The 18482-nt window shown below is 72.1% G+C and carries 17 protein-coding genes and 1 pseudogene; 9 read left to right on the top strand and 9 right to left on the bottom strand.

What is annotated here, in order from left to right:
• Positions 1 to 61 precede the first annotated feature (61 nt).
• Positions 62 to 1975 carry a dipeptidyl-peptidase 5 gene (locus AB0H12_RS23135; RefSeq protein WP_499625111.1) on the top strand — a complete coding sequence of 638 codons (1914 nt, stop codon included), beginning with the start codon at positions 62 to 64 and terminating at the stop codon, positions 1973 to 1975.
• The gene (locus AB0H12_RS23130) at positions 1972 to 2862 is read left to right on the top strand and encodes a S66 peptidase family protein (protein ID WP_499625110.1); all 891 of its coding nucleotides are present in this window, start codon (positions 1972 to 1974) and stop codon (positions 2860 to 2862) included. The genes AB0H12_RS23135 and AB0H12_RS23130 overlap by 4 nt, the downstream gene beginning before the upstream one ends.
• Before the next feature lie 96 nt (positions 2863 to 2958).
• Here the strand turns inward: AB0H12_RS23130 and AB0H12_RS23125 are convergent, their stop codons facing one another.
• The 4 genes and pseudogenes from AB0H12_RS23125 to AB0H12_RS23110 all read right to left on the bottom strand — a co-directional run bounded on the left by AB0H12_RS23125 (position 2959) and on the right by AB0H12_RS23110 (position 6309).
• Complete coding sequence (locus tag AB0H12_RS23125; RefSeq protein WP_499625109.1) at positions 2959 to 3504, bottom strand: outer membrane protein assembly factor BamB family protein; 546 nt, start codon at positions 3502 to 3504, stop codon at positions 2959 to 2961.
• A 293-nt stretch (positions 3505 to 3797) separates the two neighbouring features.
• Positions 3798 to 3917, bottom strand: a pseudogene (locus tag AB0H12_RS23120) (hypothetical protein); the annotation flags it as partial.
• Between the two features lie 32 nt (positions 3918 to 3949).
• On the bottom strand, positions 3950 to 4387 hold the full coding sequence (locus AB0H12_RS23115; RefSeq protein WP_499625108.1) for a hypothetical protein: 438 nt from the start codon (positions 4385 to 4387) through the stop codon (positions 3950 to 3952).
• 1352 nt (positions 4388 to 5739) lie between these two features.
• Complete coding sequence (locus AB0H12_RS23110) at positions 5740 to 6309, bottom strand: hypothetical protein (protein WP_499625107.1); 570 nt, start codon at positions 6307 to 6309, stop codon at positions 5740 to 5742.
• A gap of 112 nt (positions 6310 to 6421) precedes the next feature.
• Between AB0H12_RS23110 and AB0H12_RS23105 the strand changes: the two genes are divergently transcribed.
• Both AB0H12_RS23105 and AB0H12_RS23100 read left to right on the top strand, forming a co-directional pair.
• Positions 6422 to 6856: an Hsp20/alpha crystallin family protein gene (locus tag AB0H12_RS23105; RefSeq protein WP_499625106.1), complete on the top strand. Its 435-nt coding sequence runs from the start codon at positions 6422 to 6424 to the stop codon at positions 6854 to 6856.
• Between the two features lie 209 nt (positions 6857 to 7065).
• On the top strand, positions 7066 to 7590 hold the full coding sequence (locus AB0H12_RS23100; RefSeq protein WP_499625105.1) for a DUF6886 family protein: 525 nt from the start codon (positions 7066 to 7068) through the stop codon (positions 7588 to 7590).
• A gap of 138 nt (positions 7591 to 7728) precedes the next feature.
• On the opposite strand, the gene AB0H12_RS23095 is transcribed toward AB0H12_RS23100, so the two are convergent.
• The gene (locus tag AB0H12_RS23095; RefSeq protein WP_499625103.1) at positions 7729 to 8511 is read right to left on the bottom strand and encodes an NmrA family NAD(P)-binding protein; all 783 of its coding nucleotides are present in this window, start codon (positions 8509 to 8511) and stop codon (positions 7729 to 7731) included.
• A 210-nt stretch (positions 8512 to 8721) separates the two neighbouring features.
• Here AB0H12_RS23095 and AB0H12_RS23090 point away from each other — a divergent pair, with 210 nt between their 5' ends.
• The 5 genes from AB0H12_RS23090 to AB0H12_RS23070 all read left to right on the top strand — a co-directional run bounded on the left by AB0H12_RS23090 (position 8722) and on the right by AB0H12_RS23070 (position 13238).
• A complete protein-coding gene (locus AB0H12_RS23090; protein ID WP_499625101.1) occupies positions 8722 to 9363 on the top strand; it encodes an HAD family hydrolase in 642 nt (213 codons plus the stop codon).
• Entirely contained in the window at positions 9360 to 10367 is a 1008-nt protein-coding gene (locus AB0H12_RS23085) for a phosphotransferase family protein (RefSeq protein ID WP_499625099.1), read from the top strand. Before AB0H12_RS23090 ends, AB0H12_RS23085 begins: the two co-directional genes overlap by 4 nt.
• Positions 10367 to 11578 (top strand): acyl-CoA dehydrogenase family protein, encoded by a 1212-nt coding sequence (locus AB0H12_RS23080; protein WP_499625097.1) that lies wholly within the window; start codon positions 10367 to 10369, stop codon positions 11576 to 11578. The genes AB0H12_RS23085 and AB0H12_RS23080 overlap by 1 nt, the downstream gene beginning before the upstream one ends.
• A gap of 3 nt (positions 11579 to 11581) precedes the next feature.
• On the top strand, positions 11582 to 11992 hold the full coding sequence (locus tag AB0H12_RS23075) for a winged helix-turn-helix transcriptional regulator (RefSeq protein WP_499625096.1): 411 nt from the start codon (positions 11582 to 11584) through the stop codon (positions 11990 to 11992).
• 424 nt (positions 11993 to 12416) lie between these two features.
• On the top strand, positions 12417 to 13238 hold the full coding sequence (locus AB0H12_RS23070; protein ID WP_499625094.1) for an SDR family NAD(P)-dependent oxidoreductase: 822 nt from the start codon (positions 12417 to 12419) through the stop codon (positions 13236 to 13238).
• Here the strand turns inward: AB0H12_RS23070 and nikE are convergent.
• Genes nikE through AB0H12_RS23050 form a run of 4 tightly spaced genes read right to left on the bottom strand, consistent with a single transcriptional unit; the run spans position 13193 to position 18352 of the window.
• Positions 13193 to 14782, bottom strand: coding sequence for a nickel ABC transporter ATP-binding protein NikE (nikE, locus tag AB0H12_RS23065; protein WP_499625092.1), 1590 nt, complete (start codon positions 14780 to 14782; stop codon positions 13193 to 13195). The genes AB0H12_RS23070 and nikE overlap by 46 nt on opposite strands.
• Positions 14779 to 15663 carry an ABC transporter permease gene (locus AB0H12_RS23060; RefSeq protein ID WP_499625090.1) on the bottom strand — a complete coding sequence of 295 codons (885 nt, stop codon included), beginning with the start codon at positions 15661 to 15663 and terminating at the stop codon, positions 14779 to 14781. Before AB0H12_RS23060 ends, nikE begins: the two co-directional genes overlap by 4 nt.
• Positions 15660 to 16616, bottom strand: a complete 957-nt coding sequence (locus AB0H12_RS23055) for an ABC transporter permease (RefSeq protein ID WP_499625088.1) — start codon at positions 16614 to 16616, stop codon at positions 15660 to 15662. Before AB0H12_RS23055 ends, AB0H12_RS23060 begins: the two co-directional genes overlap by 4 nt.
• Positions 16613 to 18352 carry an ABC transporter substrate-binding protein gene (locus AB0H12_RS23050; protein WP_499625356.1) on the bottom strand — a complete coding sequence of 580 codons (1740 nt, stop codon included), beginning with the start codon at positions 18350 to 18352 and terminating at the stop codon, positions 16613 to 16615. Before AB0H12_RS23050 ends, AB0H12_RS23055 begins: the two co-directional genes overlap by 4 nt.
• Positions 18353 to 18482 lie beyond the last annotated feature (130 nt).

Raw genomic sequence — 18482 nt, 5'->3', positions numbered from 1 at the left:
GAACACGGCTCGCCGTCGGTCGGCGCTGACCGGCCGGCACGCACCCGGATAAGGTCGCCGCGTGGTGAAGATCGCACCGTACGGAACGTGGACATCGCCCATCGACGCGGCCGACGCCGCCGCGGCCGGCGGGGGCCTGCAGTGGGTCGACCTGCACGACGGTCGTCCCTGGTGGGCCGAGGGACGACCCGCCGAGGGTGGCCGGGTCGCGCTGGTGCGCGACGGACAGGACCTGCTGCCACCGCCGTGGAACGTGCGCAACCGCGTCCACGAGTACGGCGGCCGGCCGTGGGTCGTGCTGGACACCCCCGAGGGGACGCGCGTGGCGTTCACCAACTGGGACGACCAGCGCGTCTACCTGTTCGACCCCGACGACCCGCGGCCCGTCCCGCTCAGCCCCGAGCCCGCGCGCCGCCACGGCCACCGCTACGCCGACCTCACCGCCGGACCCGACCACGCCGAGGTGTGGTGCGTGCGCGAGACCGTGACCGGCGACGCCCGCACCGACGTGCGCCGCGACCTGGTCGCCCTGCCGCTGGACGGCTCCCCGCCCCGCGTGCTCGCCGCCAGCCACCACTTCATGACCGGACCCCGGCTCTCGCCCGACGGCCGCCACTACGCCTGGATCGGCTGGGACCACCCCCGCATGCCGTGGGACGGCACCGAGCTGTGCGTCGCCGAGGTCGGCTCCTCACAGCACCGCGTGCTGGCCGGCGGCGAGACCGAGGCCGTGTGCCAGGTCGAGTGGGAAGGCGACTCGCTGCTGGCGCTGACCGACCCCGACGGCTGGTGGAACCTGTTCCGCATCGGCCTGGACGGCGCCCGCAAGAACCTCGCGCCGTGCGCCGCGGAACTGGGCGGGCCGATGTGGCGGCTGGGCAACCGCTGGTTCGCCGCCATCGGCCCCGGCCGCTACGCCGTGCTGCGCTCCGGCGCGCTGGCCGTGCTCGACGAGCGCAGCGGCACCGTCACCGACGTCGACGTGGACCAGCCCGTCTGGCACGCGCACCTCGCCGTGCACGACGGCGTCCTCGTCAGCGGCGCCGCCGGACCGCTCGCCGAGTCCGCCGTGGTGTCGCTGGACCTGTCCACCGGCGCCCTCACCGAGCACACCTCCGGCGAGTCGGCGTTGCCGGTCGACTACCTGCCCGTGCCCGAGGAACGCGTGTTCAGCGGCCCGGACGGCGACGTCCCCGCCTACGTCTACCCGCCGCGCAACCCCGACTTCACCGGGCCCGAGGGCGAGAAACCGCCCTACGTCGTGCACGTCCACGGTGGGCCCACCGGCCGTTCCGCGCCCGTGCTCGACGCCGAGCTGGCCTACCTGACCAGCCGCGGCATCGGCGTGGTCGCGGTCAACTACGGCGGCTCCACCGGCTACGGGCGGGCGTTCCGCGAACGGCTGCGCGAGCAGTGGGGCGTGGTCGACGTGCAGGACTGCGCCGCCGTCGCCCAGGCCCTGGCCGACTCCGGCGCCGCCGACGGCGACCGGCTCGCCATCCGCGGCGGCAGCGCGGGCGGCTGGACCTCGGCCGCGTCGCTGACCTCGGTGAAGACCTACCGGTGCGGCATGGTCGCGTTCCCCATCCTCGACCTGGCCGGCTGGACCGGCGAGGGCGGCGAGACCCACGACTTCGAGTCCCGTTACGTCGAGGGCCTGGTCGGGCCCTGGCCCGCGGCGGCCGACCGGTACGCCGAACGGTCGCCGTCCCACCGCGTCGAACGGCTCGCCGGGCCCGTGCTGCTGCTGCAGGGCCTGGAGGACGAGATCTGCCCGCCCGACCAGGCCGACCGGTTCGCCTCCGCGCTGGACGGCACCGGCATCCCGCACGCCTACCTCACGTTCGAGGGCGAGCAGCACGGGTTCCGCAAGGCCGAGACGATCGTCGCGGCGCTCGAGGCCGAGCTGTCGTTCTACGGGCAGGTGTTCGGCTTCACGCCCGAGGGGATCGCGGTCCTGGAGCTGCGCCGGTGACCTCCGACGCGGCCGGGGTCGCCGCCTCCGGACCCGCGCTGCTGCGGCCGGGCGACCGGGTCGTCGTGGTCAGCCCGGCCGGACCGTGCTCGGCCGAGCTCCTCGACGCCGGCGCCGCGTGGCTGCGCAAGTGGGGCCTGGACGTGCGGATCGACGCCCACGCCCTGGACACGCACCCGACGCTGGACTACCTCGCCGGCCACGACGCCGACCGCGCCCGCTCGTTCGAACGGGCCTGGCTGGACCCGGAGGTGGCCGGGGTGCTGTGCGCCCGGGGCGGCTACGGCAGCCTGCGCATGGTCGACCTGGTCGACTGGGCCGCTGTGGTGGCGGCGGCGGGTGGGCGTCGCAAGGTGTTCGTCGGCTCCAGCGACACCACCGTGCTGCACGAGCGGTTCTGGGCGCACGGCGTGCCCACGTGGTTCGGGCCGATGATCGGCACCAGGGCGTTCGTCGAGGACACCGACGCCCGCGAACGGCTCCGCGCCGCCCTGTTCAGCGGCGTGACGTCCTACCGGGGCGTCGGCACGGCGCCCGGTGTCGCCCGGGGGATCGCCGTCGGCGGCAACCTCAGCCTCCTCGACGCGCCGCCGCCCCCCGGCGCGGTCGTGCTGCTCGAAGACGTCAACGAAGAGCCCTACCGACTCGACCGGATGCTCACCGACCTGCTGCGGTCCGGGTGGTTCGACCAGGTCGCCGGGCTCGTGCTCGGCTCGTGGACGGGGTGCGGCGACCCGTCCGCCGTGCTCGCCGACCGGCTGGGCGGGCTCGGTGTGCCGATCGTCGCCGACGCCGGGTTCGGGCACTGCGAGGGCCAGCTCACCGTGCCCCTCGGCGTGCCGGTCGAAGTCGACGGCGGCGCCGGGGTGGTCACCGTCGTGACGTGACCACCCCGGCGCCGCCGTCGCTGGACATCCGGTCACCGGTCCGCCGGTCACCGGATCCGGCCTCCACCGCCGATTCCGTCACCGCAGGCCCGACGGTCACAGGCCGAACGCGAGCAGCACGTCACCGCCGTCCTGGTTGGGGTACTCCGGCGAGTAGCCCGCCTGCACGTACACCATCCCGTCAGCCACGACCGCGCCACCGCCGCCGCCGGAGATCGTGCCGCCGCGACCCGGCAGGCCGTTGACGCCGGCGAAGTCCCGGATCGTGTCGTAGGTCCACAGCACCCGGCCGTCACGCGCCGAGTACGCCCGCATCGTGCCGTCGTTGCCGCCCTCCCACACCAGGCCCGGGCTGCTCGTCACCGCCGGGCCGTGGCCCAGCGAGCAGATCTCCGGGTGGGCAGCGGCCCCGCCGGTCGTGCAGCCGTCCGCCGGGTTGGGCGTCTCCCACAGCACGCGTCCCGTGGCCGGGTCCACCGCGAACACCGTGCCCGGCTCGGCGAAGTACGTGGCGATGTAGAGCCGGTGCCCGTCGTAGCTCGTGCCCCACTGGATGCCCGAGATGCCGCCGCTGGGCAGCGGCACACCCAGCTGCCGACGCCACACCACCTCGCCGGTCGTCGCGTCGAACACGTGGTACACGCCCATCTTCTGCCCGACGCCGACCAGCCGGCGCCCCCGACGGTGAACAGGTTCGGCGTCGCGCCGATGTCGTAGTCCAGCGCCGAACCGTCCTCCAGACCGGGGCAGTAGCCCTCCGGGGTGTCGAAGTCGCCCGCGCTGCCGGTGCAGTTCTGGCCGGTGCCGACGTACACCGTGCCGCTGCGCGGGTCGACCACCGGCGTGCAGCACGGGTAGTCCGGGTCGTCGGTTCCGTCCGGGCTGGTGGCCGCGTTCTCACCGCTCGACGTGCCGTCGTACACCTTCCCGTCGTGCACGATCGGTGAACTGGTCACCGTCGCCGCCGGGTGCGCGTCGACCTGCTCGGCCCACACCACCCGACCCGTCGCCTGGTCCAGCGAGTAGACGAAGCCCCGGATGTCACCGAAGCACACCCGCCCGCCCGACACCGACCGATCCTGATCGCTCAGTCTCGGAGCTCGGTCTCCGTTTCTCCGCCGATCGCCAGGTCGGCGTAGTGCTGGATGGAGATCGTGATCTTGTTGATGCCGCCTACGAGGTTGGGGTCGCCGATGACGAAACTGAAGGGCGTGGTCGACACACCGCTAGCGGTGCGAGTGGTCTGGTCGATCTTGGTCGATCCGGCGTAAGCCCTGAAGAAGGCCGTCGCGGACTGGCCGAGTCCATTGATCACGTTGCCCGTGATGGTTGCTGTCCGGTTGTGCCACGTGACGGTGCCTTCGGCCCTGATCACGCAGCCGCCCGCAGTGTCCCAATCCAAGCAGGTGCGGAAGCTGTCCACCGCGTATTGCACGGTTGCTGCCGCAGGGACGACGGCTCCGCCGGCAGCGATACCGGCTGTGACAGCGGCGGTTGCCGCCGCGCGACGTAGAAGGGTGCGCATGGTGCCCTCCAGGGGCCTCGATGAAGAAGGTGCATCGACAGTCTCGACCGGCAGGTCACCGAGCCGCGGGCAAATTGCAGGAAGTGACATTCCGTCCGCGTGGCTGGTGGCCTGGTTTGGTGCTAGGTCAGTCGTCAACGTCGCAGGTCGCTGCCCCACCGCTACTACGAGCCAGGTCTACGGACAACTTCCGCGAGGCATGGCCCGTTCACGGCATTCTGTTCGTACACGGCCGAGGTCGCCGCGGCACGAAGGGCACGAACGGCCGCGACAGCCTCCGGACCGCCGAACACCGCCGCGTCGTGCCGCTCGCACAACGCCTGGGGCGGCGCTCCGCTCGACACGCGCCGTCGCGCGGAGCGGAGCTTGCGGCGCAAGCCTGCGCGGTACCAGGGAGCTCGCGCCCCTTGGACCCCGCGAGGCCCGGCGGCACGACCCGCGCACCAGCTGCGAAGCGGTGCAGGTTCCGCCGCGTGGGCCGCACCGCCGCGAACGCGACGACGTCCGGTGCCCGTCCCGGCGACGAGAACCCAGCGTGCCGGTGCCGCCGACGGTTGCGGCGGAGGTGGTGCCCACCTGTCGAACCCGCCGTGGAAGCGGATCGAGCCGACGAGATCACGCCTGGTCACAGGCTTGAAAAGCGTCCGGGTGGTCCGAGCCGATCAGGACGCGGTCGTTCTGCAGGGGCAACGGCGAGGAGGGCCAGGAGCAGCGCGGCGGGGACGGTCCGACGCGGCCGAGCTGGTGGTCGAGCAACGCGCGCACCGGGCGCGCGGCCGTCTCCTCACGGCACAGGCGAGCCTGCCACACCCCGGACCACTCCACTCCTCTCGGAGTACCGGCCCGGCCCGCACCGCCGCACCACCACCGACCCCAGGGACGTCTGCCCGGCGACAGGGCGAACACGGCTGGGCTACAACCGCGCCCGCGTCCCGCTGGCGCACCACGGCGACGGACTCCGACTCCACCAGCCCGGAGCCGGACCCTCTTCGGCGACCGCACCGCCCACGACCTGGCGACCTGGTCCACCGTCGGACCGACAGCTCCGACCGCCGTTGCCGCTGACCTTGCCGCCGGCCCCGACGGTCGACCAGGTCGCTCGGCGAGGGGTACTACCCGCGAGGTTCCGGTGTGCCCGGCGGAGTCGTCCGAGAGGCCGCTGTGACGGTGTCGCCAAAAGGTCGCCTGACCTGCCACGGCGTGCGCGTACCTGTCACGGCGTCGAGCGGGCGGCGCGAGCACTACACAGGTGCGGCAGGTCGTCAGCGGACGTCAGCGGACGTCAGGAACCTCCGCTGACAACAGGTGATGGCCGGTGGTTGCCACGTGGCTGGGTGGTGGCTGGGTGGTGGTCAGTGGTTGTCTCGGAGCATCTGGTTGTCCCGCAGTGTCTGCGTGTCGCGTCGCACCTCCTCCGCCCGGTCGCCGACGGCCTGGATCTCCTCGGCCAACTCCGGGTGACTGGCCCGCATCCTGCCCAGCGCCGCCATCAACGGCTCCAGCAGCGCCACGGCGTCGTCCGTCGCCAGCGCCTCGCGCACCACGACGTCCATCCGGCCGACCTGGCCGGCCAGGCTGCGCAGTGACGCGGCGTTGTCGCGCGCCCACTGCGACACCGCGCGGTCGGCCGCCCGCCTGTCCCGTTCGGCACGCACCCGCCCCTCGGCCGTCGCTCCCAGGTCCGACGGGCGCAGCCGGAGGTACCGGCGCTCCGCCGCCTGTCTGCTGGCCACTCCGAGCGCGGGCGCCAGCTCGGCCCAGCTCGTGCCCAACTCGCGTGCCGCGGCGATCAGCTGTGGTTCCCATCCGGCCAGCTCGTCGCGCAAGCGCCGCAGGAGGACCAGTGCGGACAGCACCTGCCCCGCACTGAGGTCTTCCCCGGTTGCCGCCGCTCGGACGGTCTCGTAATCCCCGATCGCCATGGCGTCAACTTACCGATGACATCCGGTCTTGTCAACCACATGACGACGTGGTACAACTGAATCGCAGCGCAATCACCAGCGCATTGACCACACAGACCAGGAGGTGTTCCCGATGTTGATGCGCACGGACCCGTTCCGGGAGCTGGACCGGCTGGCGCAGCAGTTCTTCAGCGGACCGGGCACCTGGTCGCGGCCCACGCCCATGCCGATGGACGCATACCGCGCCGGGGACCAGTTCGTGGTGGAGTTCGACCTGCCCGGTGTCACGCCGGACGCCATCGATCTCGATGTCGAGCGCAACGTGCTCACCGTCAAGGCCGAGCGTCGACCCAACCGCACCGACGACGTCGAGATGCAGCTGTCGGAGCGACCTCTGGGCGTGTTCTCGCGCCAGCTGTTCCTCGGTGACTCGCTCGACGTCGAGCGGATCAAGGCCGACTACGACTCCGGCGTGCTGACGCTGCGCATCCCGATCGCGGAGAAGGCGAAGCCGCGCAAGATCGCCATCGGCCACACCGACGACACCCCGAAGGAGATCAACGCCTGACACATCGACGCCGTCGGATACCGGATGTGCACCGGGTCTACGGCAGGTAGGCCCGGTGCACATCGTCCACCGACCACGACTGCGACGCCGCTCCGCCACGCCGACGACGATTCCGTCGACGCCGTGCGGCGGGACACGGTTGGTCACCGGCGCGGCAGGAGTGGAAATCGGTGGATCGCGCCGGCCGGCATCCGACAGGATCGTCGACCATGCGACCGGCGCAGGGGGAAGTCCTGCACTTCTCCGAAGACCCCACGATCACCCGGTTCGAGCCGCACGTCGCCGCCACCGCCCGGCAACCCGAGGCGTACGTGTGGGCCGTGGACCACGCACGGTCGCCCGACTACTGGTTCCCGCGCCAGTGCCCCCGCGCGCTGACGTGGGTCGAGCCCACCACCAGCGCCCAGGACCGGGCGTGGCTGGGTGTCGAACGGGTTCACGCGATCGAGTTCGGCTGGTTGCGCCGGATGCAGACCGCGCGCCTGTACGGCTACCGGTTCGACGCGCGGGCGTTCCGACCGTTCGGCGAACCGACCAACGCCCACGTGGCCACCAGACCGGTCGAACCACTCGGCGCGCCCGAAGCGGTCGGCGACCTGCTGGCGTTGCACGAGTACGCGGGCATCGAGCTGCGGCTAATGGCCAACCTGTGGCCGTTCTGGCGACGGGTGGTCGCGAGCACGCTCGGGTTCAGCGGGATCCGGCTGCGCAGCGCCCTGCCCGAACCGGCCTGACGAACGCACGGCCGCCACCACCGGGCCGGGTGCGGGTCGGACTGCCGCCGGCACGGCTACCGGGGTAGGACTGCCGGGGCAGGCCTGCCGGGGTTCAGCGGAAGTCGGCGGCGTGGTCGCGTGCCCACCGGTCGAACGTCAGACCAGGCGGCCGAGCACCCGCTCGACGTCCGGCGACACCCCACTGTTGACCTCGGGGTGACGACCCATCTCCAGGAACCACTCGACCACCTCGGCCGGGTAGACGTCACACCACAGCTCACGGGCCTGGTCGGGGGTCAGCTCCACGAACCCCACGTCCCGGCCGATCGCCTCACCGATCATTCGCACCGCGTCCCGCCGGCGCACCGGGGCCGGACCGGTCGGCTGGTAGGTCCGACCCTCGTGCCCGTCCCGCACCAGCGCCGTCACCGCGATCGCCGCGATGTCGTCCTCGTGCACCATCGCGCTGTTCCAGTCACCGAACGGCGCCCGCACCACGCCCGCCGCGCGGATCGTCGGCGCCCACTCCCGCGTGTTCGCCATGAACTCGCCCGGGAACAGGTGTGTCGACTCCATCCCGGACGACTCGATCGCCCGGTGGAACACCCGGTGCCACGACTCCAGCGGGTCGTCGTCGGAACGGCTCAGGTCGTTGTGCCCGAGATGCGTCACCCGTCGCACCCCGGCGCCCACCAGCGCGTCCACGATGGCCGGACCGTCGCCCTCCACCGACACCAGGTGCACCCGTTCCACCCCGCGCGACGCCAACGACAGCGACGCCGGGTCGGTGAAGTCCCCGGCCACCACCTCGACCCCGGCGGGCAGCCGGGCCACCGCCGGATCACGGGTCAACGCCCGGACCGAACGCCCCGCGTCGAGCAGTCGACGCACCACACATCGTCCGACGGTGCCGGTCGCACCGGTGACCAGAATCGGCATCGCTTCCTCCGGTAAGGACAAGAAGCCACGACTCCTAAGCCCTGGTGAGGCCACGAGGAGCACGGATCGATCGCCGACCGGACAATGTCGAGACAAATGCCGAGACAAATGCCGAATTGTCAAACGCGAACACGCGCCGTTCACGTTTTCCGGAAATCGTCGACGACGACCGGGCTTGCTGACATACCGACCGGTCGGTACCCTCGCGACGTGGACGAACGGCGCATCGACGCGGTGGTGTTGGACTGGGGTGGCGTGCTCACGGTCTCCGTGCCCGCCTTCATCGAGGACTGGCTGACTTCGGAGAACATCGACCGGGACCACTACGGCCGGACCATGCGGACCTGGATGGGCCGCGACGCGGTCCCCGACAACCCGGTGGCCCGCCTGGAGACCGGTGAACTCGGAACCGACGAGTTCGAAGCGCTGCTGGCCGCCGAGCTGGTCACCCTCGACGGACGGGAGGTGGCGTCGAAGGGCCTGCTGCGCCGCATGTTCGGCAGCGCGCACCCCGACCCGAAGATGGTCGACCTGGTTCGCGAACTGCGCGCCGACGGCCTGCGGACCGTGCTGCTGTCCAACAGCTGGGGCGAGGGCTACCCCGAGGAGCTGCTGCTCGAGCTGTTCGACACGATCGTGATCAGCGGTCGGGTCGGCCTGCGCAAGCCCGACCCGCGCATCTTCCAGCACACCCTCGACCAGATCGGCCTGCCCGCCCACCGGTGCGTGTTCTTCGACGACGCGCCGGTCAACGTCGAAGCGGCGCAGGCGGTCGGCCTGCACGCCCACCGGCACACCGACGCCGACACGACCCGCGCGGTGATCGCCCAGCTCAGGGAGGTCGCGGCATGACCGAACTACCCGGCCTGGACCTCGACCGGCTCGCCGCGCACCTCGGCGCGGGCCCGTTGACCGGCGAACTGATCCCCGGCGGGCGATCCAACCTGACCTACCGGGTCACCGACGGCGGACAACGCTGGGTCCTGCGCCGACCGCCGCTGGGCCACGTGCTGGCCACCGCGCACGACATGGCCCGCGAGCACCGCGTGATCAAGGCCCTGGCCGACACCGCCGTGCCGGTCCCGCGGGTCGAGCTGCTGTGCGAGGACACCGACGTCATCGGCGCGCCGTTCTACCTGATGGAAGAGGTGCCCGGCGTAGCGCTGCGGCATCGCGACCAGTGCCCGTGGCTCACCCCGGACAAGGCCCGCGCCCTGTCCGAACGGCTGGTCGACGTGCTCGCCGACCTGCACGCCGTCGACCCGGAGGAGGTCGGCCTGACCGACTTCGGCCGACCGGACGGCTTCCTCAAGCGCCAGGTCGCCCGCTGGGGCAAGCAGCTCGACGCCTCCCGCAGCCGTGAGCTGCCCGGCATCGACGAGCTGCGCGACCGGCTCGCCGACAGCGTCCCCGACTCCGCCCGCGCCACGATCGTGCACGGCGACTACCGGCTGGACAACGTCCTGGTCACCGAGGACCCGCTGGACATCAGCGCCGTGCTGGACTGGGAGATGGCCACACTGGGCGACCCGCTCGCCGACGTCGGCCTGCTGTGCGTGTACTGGAACGGCGTCGGCGCGCGCGACGACGACCCGATCACCGGCACCGTGCCGACGTTGCCCGGGTTCGCGGGCACCGACGAGCTGGTGCGCCGCTACGCCGAGCGCAGCGGCGCCGACACCGGCGGCCTGGCCTGGTACACGGCGTTCGCCTACTTCAAGCTCGCCGTGATCCTCGAAGGCATCCACTTCCGCTTCACCCACGGCAAGACCGTGGGAGCGGGGTTCGACCAGATCGGCCAACTCACCCTGCCGCTGGTGCGGCAGGGCCTCGCCGCGAGCTCAGGGGAGCACTGATGGACTTCGCCTACGACGCCAAGACCGAGAACCTGCGCGACCGGCTGCTGCGGTTCATGGACGAGTTCGTCTATCCCGCCGAGCCGGTCGCCGAACAGCAGCTGGCCGACGCGGAGGACCCCTGGGCGCGCCCGGCGGTGGTGGAGGAGCTGAAGGCCGAGGCGCGCCGGCAGGGTCTGTGGAACCTGTTCCTGCCCGACCCCGAGCACGGCGGCGGCCTGACGAACCTGCAGTACGCGCCGCTGGCCGAGATCACCGGCCGCAGCCCGCACCTGGCGCCCGAGGCGCTCAACTGCGCCGCGCCGGACACCGGGAACATGGAGGTGCTGGCGATGTTCGGCACCGAGCAGCAGAAGAAGCAGTGGCTGCGCCCCCTGTTGGACGGCGAGATCCGGTCGGCGTTCTGCATGACCGAGCCGGACGTCGCGTCCTCCGACGCCACCAACATCGCCACCAGCATCACCCGCGACGGCGACGAGTACGTCGTCAACGGCCGCAAGTGGTGGTCGTCGGGCGCGATGAACCCCAACTGCGCGATCTTCATCGTGATGGGCAAGACCGACCCCGACGCCGAACGGCACCGCCAGCAGGCGATGATCCTGGTGCCGCGCGACACGCCGGGCGTGCACGTCAAGCGCGGCATGCACGTGTTCGGCTACACCGACGCCTCCCACGGCGGGCACGCCGAGATCGTCTTCGACAACGTGCGCGTGCCCGCCGACAACCTGATCGCCGGCGAGGGCGAGGGCTTCGCGATCGCCCAGGCCCGCCTCGGCCCCGGCCGGATCCACCACTGCATGCGACTGATCGGCATCGCCGAGCGCGCGCTGGAACTCATGTGCCGGCGCGCGATCTCGCGCGTCGCGTTCGGGCAGCCGATCGCGCGCCAGGGTGTCGTGCAGGAGTGGATCGCCGAGTCGCGGGTGCGGATCGAGCAGGCCAGGCTGCTGGTGCTCAAGACGGCGTGGCTGATGGACACCGTCGGGAACAAGGGCGCGCACACCGAGATCCAGGCCATCAAGATCGGCACCCCGCTCATGGCCGAGTGGGTGTTGGACAAGGCCATCCAGGCGCACGGCGCGGGCGGCGTGAGCCAGGACTTCCCGCTGGCCGAGCTGTGGGCGGCGGCGCGGACCCTGCGCCTGGCCGACGGCCCCGACGAGGTGCACCGGATGTCGTTGGCGAAGCGGGAGCTCAAGCGGTATTTGTGACTGGTGAGCGACTTCGACGTGTTCCTCGCCGACTGCCCCGCCCGCACGACCCTGGAGGTCGTCGGGCACACCTGGTCGGTGGTGGTCGTCGTGGCCCTCGGCGACGGGCCGCTGCGGTACGGGGAGCTGCTGGACCGGATCGGCGGCATCAGCAACAAGATGCTCACCCAGACCCTGGCCCGGCTGCGGGGCAACGGCCTGCTGACGAGCGTGGACGGGTGGCACGAACTGACCGACCTCGGCCGGTCGCTGCTCACGCCCGTCCGCGCGCTCGCCGCGTGGGCCGAGGAGCACACCGGCGAACTGCTCGACGCCCGGCGGGGCGCCGATGCGGACGCCGACGTGCTCCACGCCGGACGCCAGACCGAGCCGCGGGACGAACCGCTCGACATCCGGCGGCACGCGGTGGGGTAGCGCGCGTTGCGGCAGCACGAGGTGGCACGTGACGCGGTCGAGCGCCGCCGGGTAGGTCCGCACGCGGGCCGGCGGCGCGAACCGCGGCGGATCGACGGGCACGAGGGCGGGCGCACGGTCGGCAGGGTTGGCGGGTAGGTCAGGCGGCGGACGGCCTGACGTTCCGGGGCGGAGGTCCTCAGGGAGTCCTGGGGCGGCTGTCCCGGGGTGGCCTCCGGTGGGGTGGCCTCCGGTGGGGTGGCGGGCCATGGGTTGGTTGCCGGCCTCGTTGTTTCAACCGACGTTCCAGTTCAATGATAACGCCGTATTCTTTGGAAGCCGCGAGCAGGATCACCCGTTCGTGAACACGGCCGTCAGGAAACCGCAGGTCAGAGCGATGGTGGAGGAACCGATCGGTTCCTGCAGCTGCGCGATCATGGCCGACATGACCCGTATCTCCGTCGTCACCGGCGCCAACCAGGGCCTGGGTTTCGCCCTCGCCGAAGGCCTCGCGCACCGCGCCGCCCCGTCCGACGTCGTCTACCTCACCGGCCGCGACGCCGGCCGGGTCGCCGACGCCGCCGCCCGCATCGACCACGACGCCATCCGCACCCACGTCCTGGACGTCAGCGACGCGGACTCCGTCGCCTCCTTCGCCGACGACCTGCGCGAACGGCACGGCGGGGTGGACGTGGTGCTCTCCAACGCCGCCGCGCGGCTCACCCCCGGCGCGCCGTGGAGCGACCAGGTCGGCCCCTTCGTCGCCACCAACAACCTCGGCACCACCCACGTGCTGCGCGCGTTCACCCCGCTGCTGCGCCCCGGCGGCGCGCTGCTGGTCGTGGCCAGCTCCTTCGGCACCGTGCGCCAACTGCCCCACCACCTGCACGAGCACTTCGCCGCGCGATCGCTGGACGACGTCGACGCCACGATGCTCGCCTGGCGCGACGCCGTGCTCGACGGCACCGCGACCGACCAGGGCTGGCCGGACTGGATCAACATCCCGTCCAAGGTCGGCCAGGTCGCCGCCGTGCGCGCGGTCGCGGCCGGACGCCGCGACGCCGACGCCGCCACCGGCACGCTGATCGCCGCCGTCTGCCCGGGCCTGGTCGACACCGACGCCTCCCGCCCGTGGTTCTCCGACATGAGCGGCGCGGCCAGTCCGGCCGAGGCGGCGAAGCCGGTGCTCGACCTGGCGCTCGGGGCGCGCCGCCCGGAGCACTACGGCGAGCTGGTCCAGTTCGGCCGGGTGTTGCGCTGGTCGTGAGGCACGGCCGCGAGCAGGGTGCGCGTGTAGTCGTGCCGCGGTGACAGCAGCACCTCCTCCACCGTGCCCTGCTCCACCAGCTCCCCCTGGTACATCACGGCGACCCGGTCGGCGATCGTCCACGCCAGACCGAGGTCGTGGGTGATCACCAGCGCGGCCAGGCCCAGCTCGCGGCGCAGCCGCAGCAGCAGCGCCAGGATCTCCCCGCGTACGGAGGCGTCCAGCGACGCCACCGGCTCGTCGGCGACCAGCAGCCGGGGACCCAGCGCCAACGCGCCCGCGATCACCACGCGTTGGCGCTGGCCGCCGGACAGCTCGTGCGGCAACGACGGGAAGAACAGCTCCGGCGGACGCAGTTCGGCCTGCGACAACGCCTCGGCCACCCGCGCGGACTCGTCGCCGGGCACCCGGTGGATGCGCAGGCCCTCCGCGACCGCCTCGTACACCGAGTGCCGCGGGTTCAGCGCGCTCGTCGGGTCCTGCAGCACCAGCTGCACCTGCCGCCGGTACGCGCGCAGACCCGCCGCCGACCGGGGGAGTTCGACGCCCTCGAACAGCACCCGGCCCGCGGTCGGCTTCCGCAGTCCCAGCAACGTGCGGGCCAACGTGGTCTTGCCCGAGCCGGACTGGCCGACCAGCGCGACGATCTCCCCGGCCCGCACCTCCAGGTCCACCCCGGCGACGGCCTCCGTCGCGCCGAACGACACCCGCACGCCCTCCGCCCGCAGCAGCACCGGCCCGTCCGGCGCGACCTCGGACGGCGTCACGTGCCGCGACGCCGGATCGCCCACGGTCGGGAACGCCGCGGCCAACGCCTGCGTGTGCGGGTGGGTGGGCGCCGCGATCACCTGCCGCGCCGGCCCTTCCTCCACCACCTGCCCGTGCCGCATCACGGCCAGCCGGTCGCACGTGGAGGCCAGCACGGACAGGTCGTGGCTGATCATCACCAGCCCGATCCCGCGCTCGGCCACCAGCCGCTTGAGCACGTCGAGCACCTGCGCCTGCACCACCACGTCCAGCGCCGTGGTCGGCTCGTCCGCGATGACCAGGCGCGGCTCGCACGCCAACGCCATCGCGATCATCACCCGCTGCTTCTGCCCGCCCGACAGCTCGTGCGGGTAGGCCCGCGCCGCCCGCGCCGGCAACTCCACCTGGTCCAGCAGCGCCGACACCGACCCGGTCACGCCGTGCAGCCGCATCGGCTCGGCGATCTGCTCGCCGACCCGGTGCACCGGGTTCAACGCGTGCATCGCGCCCTGGAACACCACCGACGCCGCCGCCCACCGCACCGCCCGCAGCCGGCCCCACGACATGCCCTGCACGTCCTCGCCGTCGAGCAGCACCTGGCCCTCGACGCGGGCGTTGCGCGGCAGCAACCGCAGCACCGACATCGCCACGGTCGACTTCCCGCACCCCGACTCCCCCGCCAACCCCAGCGTCCGCCCCGCCTCCAACGCCAGCGACACCGACCGCACCGCGGTCGCCTCGCCACGCGCGGTCCGGTAGTGCACGCTCAGGTCGCGCAACTCCAGCAGGCTGCTCACCGCTCCCCCTTCAGCCGCGGGTTGAGCACCGTCTCCAGGGCCCGCCCGCACAGCGTGAACGCCAGCACCACGCACACCACTCCCAGCCCCGGCGGCACCAGGAACCACCACGCCCGCTGCGACACGGCGCCGTGCATGTTCGCCGCGTGCAGCAGCGACCCCCACGACACCCGCGTCGGGTCGCCCAACCCCAGGAACGACAGGGTCGACTCCGCCACGATCGCGCTGGCCACCGTCAACGTCGTGTTCACGAACACCAGCGGCAGCACGGCGGGCAGCACGTGCCGGCCGATCACGTGACCGTGCCCGCCGCCCAGCGCGCGCGACCGCTCGATGAACGGACGCGCCTCCACCGCCAGCGTCTGCGCCCGCACCAGCCGCGCCGTCGCCGGCCACGACGTCACCCCGATCGCCAGCACGATCGTGCCGAGCCCGCGCGGCAGCACGGTCGACAGCGCGATCGCCAGCACCAGCGACGGCAGCACCAGGAAGAAGTCGGTGAACCGCATCAACACCGCCGACACCCACCCGCCGAAGTGCGCCGCCGCGATCCCGACCACCGTGCCGATCAGCACCGACAACACCGTGGCCGCGAGCCCGACGACCAGCGAGATCCGCGTGCCCCACCACGTCAGCAGCAGCACCGAACGCCCGTTGTGGTCCGTGCCCAGCCAGTGCTCGGCCGACGGCGGCTGCCACGGCCGCGCGGTCACCCGCGTCACGTCCAACCCCGACGCGTCGGTCACCACCGGCGCCAGCACCGCCAGCACCGCGATCACGGCCAACCCGATCAGCCCGACCAGGCCGCCGCGCTGGGAGGCGAACTCCCGCCACGTCGCCCCCGCCGCGACCCGCCGCCGTTGCCACGCGATCGCCGTCACGACGCACGCACCCGCGGGTCCAGGACCCGGTACAGCAGGTCCGCGAACACGTTCATGGTGATCACCGCTCCCGCCAGCACCACGAACGTGCCCTGCAGCAGCGGCAGGTCCGGCCCGGTCAGCGCCTCGTAGGTCAACAGGCCCAGGCCGGGCCAGGAGAACACCGTCTCCACCGTGATCGCGCCCGACACCACCAGCCCCAGGTGCAGGAACACCAGCGTCACGGTCGGCAGCAGCGCGTTGGGCACCGCGTGCCGCCGCCGCACCAGGTCGTCGCGCAGCCCCTTCGCCCGCGCCGTGGTCAGGTAGTCGGCGTGCATCTCCTCCAGCAACGACGACCGCATCACCAGCAGGTACTGCGCGTAGACCACGGCGATCATGGTCAGGCACGGCAGCACCATGTGGTGCGCCACGTCCACCGCCTGCGACAGGAAGTCCGGCGGCGTGTCCGGGTAGCGCATGCCGCCGCTGGGGAACAGGTCGCCGGTCGCCAGCGACAGCAGCATGCCCAGCCAGAACGTCGGCATCGCCCACTGCGCCAGCGCCAGCCCGGTGGAGATCCGGTCCGACCGCGACCCGCGCCGCCACGCGCCCCGGATCCCCAGCCACAGCCCGATCGCCACGGCCAGCACGGTCGACGTGCCCGTGAGCAGCACGGTCGGCCACAGCCGTTCGCCGATCAGCTCCAGCACCGGCCTGCTGTAGACGTAGGACGTGCCGAAGTCGCCGCGCAGCGCCGCGGTCAGGTAGTCGACGAACTGCTCGTCCAACGGCTTGTCCACGCCCAGCCGCGCGCGCAGCTCGGCCAGCTGGTCGCCGGTCACCGGCCGGCCGCGCGTCATCGCGACCACCGGGTCGCCGGGGATCACCCGGAACAGCAGGAACCCCAGCGCCACCACGAACAGCAGGCTGACCAGCGCGCCGCCGACCTTGCCCGCCAGGTGCCGGATCACTCGCGGTCCTCCGCGCGCAACCCGCGCCGCCGGCCGATCAGCCACGCGCCGCCGACGAGCACGATCAGCGCGCCGCCGACCACGCCGAGCACCAGGCCGGTGTTCGAGCCCGTGTCCCCGCCCGCCGACGCGACCGGTGTCGCCCCGTAGTAGCCCCACACCCCGTTCTGGGCCATGATCACGCCGCCCGGGTCGGGCTGCACGGGGAACGAGGCGAACTTGTCGCTGCGGTAGGCCTCCAGCGCGTTGTCGTAGCCCAGGACCACGGCCGGCACCTGGTCGTAGAACCGCTGCTGCATCGTCAGCACCAGCTCGCGCCGCTTGGCCGGGTCGAACTCGGCGCGCTGCCGCGCGTAGAGGGCGTCGTACTCCGGGTCGCAGAAGAACGTGTCGGTGGTGCCGCCCTTGCCGTCGGCGTTGGGCCGCTGGCCGCACGTGTGCAGCGACAGGATGAAGTCCGGGTCCGGGTTGGTGCCCCACCCGGAGAACACCAGGTCGAACGTCCCCGCCGTGCTGGACTCGTTGAGCTGGTTGTCCGACACGATCTGCACGTCGACCACGATGCCCAGGTCGGCCAGCGACCGCTTGACGAACTCGCCGGTCTGCTCGTCGTAGGCGCGGCTCGCGTGCCCGAGCAGCCGCAGCTCCAGCCGCCTGCCCTCCGGTGAGACGCGGATGCCGTCCGCGCCACGCGCGTAGCCCGCCCGGTCCAGGTCTGCGTTGGCCGCGGCCGGGTCGTAGGGGCGCGCCTGTTCCGGGGTGAAGTGGTAGTCGCCGAACACCGGCGGGATCGGGCCCGTGCCGCGCTGCGCGTAGCCGCCGTTGACCTTGGCGATGATCCCGTCCAGGTCCAGCGACTTGGCGATCGCCCGGCGCACCACGACGTCCTTCAGCGCCGGGTGGCCGTCGCCGATCGGCTCACCGGTGCGCGTCGCCGCACCCGAGTTGATCACGATCTCGTTGAAGCGGCGGCCCTGCGCCTGGTTGCGCGTGATCCCGTCCTTGTCCTTGAGCGAGTCGAACTGCGCCGGCCCCATCCGGTTGACCAGGTCGACCTCGCCCTTGCCCAACGCCTGCACCGCGGCGTCGGAGGTCTTGTAGTAGGTGAAGGTCAGCTCGTCGTACTTGGGCGCGCCGCGCCAGTAGTCCTTGTTCGCCTTGAACTTGATGAACTCGTTGGCCCGGTACTCGGTCAGGATGAACGGCCCGCTGCCCACCACGGGGGTCTGGTCGTTGCGGTACTCGCCGACGTCGGTGACCTTCGACCACACGTGCTCGGGCACGATCGGCACGTCCAGCGCCAGCATCGTCGCCTGCGGCTGCCTGGTCTTGATCACCAGCGTGCGGTCGTCGGTCGCGGTGACGGACTCGAAGTCGGCGGTGAAGCTGCCGTTGGCCGTGGCGGCGGTCTCGTCGCGCATCATCAGGTCGTAGGTGAACGCCGCGTCCCGGGCGGTGATCGGCTGCCCGTCGGACCACTTCTTGCCCTCGGGCACGTGGAACGTCCACGTCAGCCGGTCCTCCGAGGACTCCCAGCGGTCGGCCAGGCCCTCCACCGGGCGCTGGTCCTTCACGTCGTAGGCGGTCAGGTAGTCGTACATCAGCCTGCCGACCTCGGTGCCCGCCTGGAAGACCGACAGGAACGGGTTGAGCGAATCCACCTGCTGGGTGATCGCCACCCTCAACGTCACCGCCTGTTGCGCCTGTGCCGGTGTCGGCGCGAGCACCGCCACCATCGTCATCGCCGCCGTGACCGCGCCGAACCGTCGGATACCCACAGTGACCACCTCCTGCCCGTGAGTGGAAGTCAAGAAGTAACCACTCTGTCGTGGCATACGTCAAGAACCGACATCGGCTCGGTACGGT

Source organism: Actinosynnema sp. NPDC023794 (genome assembly GCF_040639675.1).
GTDB lineage: Bacteria > Actinomycetota > Actinomycetes > Mycobacteriales > Pseudonocardiaceae > Actinosynnema > Actinosynnema luteola.
This window is presented reverse-complemented; position numbering and strand designations above follow the sequence as displayed.

What these genes read in the sequence shown, in the direction of transcription:
- AB0H12_RS23100 (WP_499625105.1), top strand. Translation starts at nt 7,066, where the DNA reads ATGCGACCGGCGCAGGGGGAAGTCCTGCACTTCTCCGAAGACCCCACG.
- AB0H12_RS23070 (WP_499625094.1), top strand. Translation starts at nt 12,417, where the DNA reads ATGACCCGTATCTCCGTCGTCACCGGCGCCAACCAGGGCCTGGGTTTC.
- AB0H12_RS23085 (WP_499625099.1), top strand. Translation starts at nt 9,360, where the DNA reads ATGACCGAACTACCCGGCCTGGACCTCGACCGGCTCGCCGCGCACCTC.
- AB0H12_RS23105 (WP_499625106.1), top strand. Translation starts at nt 6,422, where the DNA reads ATGTTGATGCGCACGGACCCGTTCCGGGAGCTGGACCGGCTGGCGCAG.
- AB0H12_RS23110 (WP_499625107.1), bottom strand. Translation starts at nt 6,309, where the DNA reads ATGGCGATCGGGGATTACGAGACCGTCCGAGCGGCGGCAACCGGGGAA.
- AB0H12_RS23115 (WP_499625108.1), bottom strand. Translation starts at nt 4,387, where the DNA reads ATGCGCACCCTTCTACGTCGCGCGGCGGCAACCGCCGCTGTCACAGCC.
- AB0H12_RS23050 (WP_499625356.1), bottom strand. Translation starts at nt 18,352, where the DNA reads ATGGTGGCGGTGCTCGCGCCGACACCGGCACAGGCGCAACAGGCGGTG.
- AB0H12_RS23080 (WP_499625097.1), top strand. Translation starts at nt 10,367, where the DNA reads ATGGACTTCGCCTACGACGCCAAGACCGAGAACCTGCGCGACCGGCTG.
- AB0H12_RS23095 (WP_499625103.1), bottom strand. Translation starts at nt 8,511, where the DNA reads ATGCCGATTCTGGTCACCGGTGCGACCGGCACCGTCGGACGATGTGTG.